The 2,319-nt window shown below is 71.2% G+C and carries 1 protein-coding gene and 2 pseudogenes; all 3 read right to left on the reverse strand.

Annotated elements, in window-relative coordinates; genetic code table 11:
* Positions 1 to 311, reverse strand: a pseudogene (locus BN903_RS06445) (electron transfer flavoprotein subunit alpha/FixB family protein); the annotation flags it as partial.
* 214 nt (positions 312 to 525) lie between these two features.
* Positions 526 to 1,095: an electron transfer flavoprotein subunit beta/FixA family protein gene (locus tag BN903_RS06450; RefSeq protein ID WP_228841039.1), complete on the reverse strand. Its 570-nt coding sequence runs from the start codon at positions 1,093 to 1,095 to the stop codon at positions 526 to 528.
* A 104-nt stretch (positions 1,096 to 1,199) separates the two neighbouring features.
* Positions 1,200 to 2,312 (reverse strand): annotated as a pseudogene (locus tag BN903_RS06455) (helix-turn-helix transcriptional regulator); the annotation flags it as partial.
* Positions 2,313 to 2,319 lie beyond the last annotated feature (7 nt).

The following is a 2,319-nucleotide window of genomic DNA, read 5'->3' on the forward strand; positions in this document are numbered from 1 at the left end:
CGCGTAGTCGAGCCCGTTGACGGAGTTCGGCAGCACCGACCGCGCCGGCGTCGACGCCGGTCGGCGAGCTCCGCGGCCGCCGTCTGGTAGGCGTTGTGGTCGAACTCCTCGCCGTCGTCGACGGCGTGGACCGCGTCGACGCCCTCGCGGTTCAGGTCCGCCGCGAACGCGTCGACGTCGCCGCCGATCACGGCCACGTGGAGGTCGCTCCCGCGCTCGTCCGCGAGCGCTCTCCCGGCGGTGATCGCCTCGTACGAGACGTCCCGCAGGTCTCCGCGACGGTGTTCGGCGACGACGAGCACGCTCATCACGCGCCCACCCCCTTCTCCCGCAGGACCTCCGCAAGGCGGCCCGCGGACTCCCCCGCGTCGCCCTCGATGATCTCCGCGTCAGACTCGCTTTCCGGTTCGTACATCTCGGTGATCGTCAGCGCGCTCTCGACGTCGGCGGCGGTCAGACCGAGATCGGCCAGATCCTTCGCGGCGATCTCCTTGCGCTGCGCCTGTCGTATCCCGCGGAGGCTGGCTACCGCGGCTCGTTGAGTCCGGTCTGGACCGTCAACACCGCCGGGAGGTCGACGTCGGTCAGCTCCTCGACGCCGCCTCCAGCTCGCGGTGGACGTGCGCGACGCCCGCGTCCGCGTCGACGTCCGAGGTGGTTGACGACCGCGGCGTGCTCGAAGCCGATCCGCTCGGCGAGCGCGACGCCGGTCGCGCCGAACCCGGTGTCGGCCGCCTGAACGCCGCCGAGGATCAGGTCCGGCTTCTCTTCCGCGACGACGGCCTCGAACAGGTCGACCTTCGAGGCGACGTCCGGGAACGAGCCCTCCAGCGCGTCGTCCCAGACCCGGACCGCCCGGTCCGCGCCCTTCGCGAGCGCCATCCGGATCGTCTCCTCGGCGCGCTCCGGGCCGACGGTGACGGCGACGACCTCGTCCGCGATCCCGCTCTCGGCCAACTGGACGGCGGCCTCGACGGCGTAGTCGTCCCACTCGTTGAGGTCGTATTCGAGGTCGGACTCGGCGATGTCGGTCCCCTCGATCGCGAAGTCGTCGTCAGCCTCCGCGACCTCCTTGACGGTCACCAGAACCTTCATGATCGATACTGCGGCGCTCGCCCTGTAATGGTTTTCGGAACGGTCGACGGCGGACAATCGGTTTTCGTCGCGGTCGGTCGGACTCCAGTCTCCGGTCGGGCCGCTCAGTCGTCGACGCGTTCGGCCTCGTCACCGCCCTCGCTGTCCTCGCCGTCCGGCAGCGAGATGAGGTTCTCGCGGCCCAGCCGGAGCTTCTCGACGCGGCCCTCGTCGGCCATCGCCGACAGCAACTGCGACACCTTCGCGTCCGACCACCCGGTCTCGGCGACGATGTCGGCCTGCCGCATCCGACCGCCGTTCTCGTCGAGGAGCCGCTCGACGCGCTCCTCGTCCGACAGCAGCGAGAGGTCCGTCCCGTCCTCGCTCCCGTCGGTATCGGCGGATCCCCCGGCGTCCGTCTCGGGTCCGCCGCCCCCGTTCGGACCGGTGACGGGACCTCGGGCCTCCGCTCTCGCCTCCCGTTCGTCGCCGTTCGCGACCGGTTCGCCGGCTTCGGCCTCCGCGGCGTTGATCCGGCGGTATCCCACGACGCTCCCGGCGACGAGGGTCGCCGCGAGCAGGATCGCGGCCACAACCATCTCCCACGGCGGCGACCCTGCGGGCCCGTAGACGATCGCCACCGGCTCGCCCCCGTCGAACGTCTGGGGGCCTTCGATGATCACGTCGCCGTCGGAGAGCCGTGTCACGGCCGTGCTCGGCGTTCCGGTGACGGTGTATCCCTCGGGCGTCGCCACCTCCAGCGTCTGGCTCGATTCGAGGCTGCGCAGCCACGTCTCGTTGCCCGGCGTCGTCAACGCGTCGCCGAGGACGAGGTTCTCGCCGTCCTGCGCGAGAAACGCCGTCCACGTGAACGTCAGCCGCAGTTCGCCGACCGCGACCGCCTCCTCGGTCGCGACGTCGAACTCTTCCGGGTCCTCGTGGACGACGACCTCGCGGTCGACGTCCCCGATCGACATCGACCGGCCGACGTTGCGGTTCGCCTCGCGACGGAACCCCTCGAACAGGTCGGCGCTCGGGCCGATATCGCCGTCCCGGAACCGATCGCCGGCGGTCTCGAACGCGGCCGTCTCGTTTCCGTCCGCCAGCGAGTACCGCACGGCGACGGTCCAGTCGGCGCTGCGGTCGGGGTTCAACTCGAGGCGGATCCGCGTCGCCGAGGGCGACGTGATGGCGTCGTCGGTCTGCTGTCGAAGCGCCGTCCCCCGGCGCTCGACGGAGAGCGAC

Source organism: Halorubrum sp. AJ67, from assembly GCF_000513435.1.